Source organism: Corynebacterium sp. HMSC056E09 (assembly GCF_001813425.1).
Classification (GTDB): Bacteria; Actinomycetota; Actinomycetes; order Mycobacteriales; family Mycobacteriaceae; genus Corynebacterium; species Corynebacterium hesseae.
This window is the reverse complement of sequence record NZ_KV812526.1, coordinates 1-383: the sequence shown is the minus strand read 5'-3', so window position 1 is coordinate 383 and position 383 is coordinate 1. Positions and strand designations below refer to the sequence as shown.

1 protein-coding gene is annotated in these 383 nt (G+C 57.4%); it reads right to left on the bottom strand.

Annotated elements, in window-relative coordinates; translation table 11 throughout:
• On the bottom strand, positions 1-383 hold a 383-nt coding region (locus tag HMPREF2912_RS13055; protein ID WP_158011597.1), incomplete at both ends, for a putative Ig domain-containing protein.

Genomic DNA, 383 nt, shown 5'->3' with positions numbered 1-383 from the left:
TCCTTCGGATCGGTGCCGGCTTCCTTCTCCTGCTCATCAGTGAAGCCATCGCCGTCATCATCGGTATCAGTCTTATCCGGCTCACCGTCGCCATCAGTGTCACGCTGAACCGTGATGGTCTTCTTGCCAGTAGCGACTTCGTTGCCGTCCTTGTCGGTGATGGTGACCGTGACCTCAACGTCACGCTCTTCCTCTTCCGGACCCCAGTCGGTGATCTTGTCCGGGGTACCCGTGACCTGGCCGGTGGTCGGATCAACCGTCAGGCCTCCAGGCAGGTTATCAACCTTAACCTTGCCGTTTTCCGGAACGCTCTTCGCGGTATCGAACGGATCAACCGGCTTACCCTCAACAACGGTCTTCTTATCCGTCACCACAGAAGCATC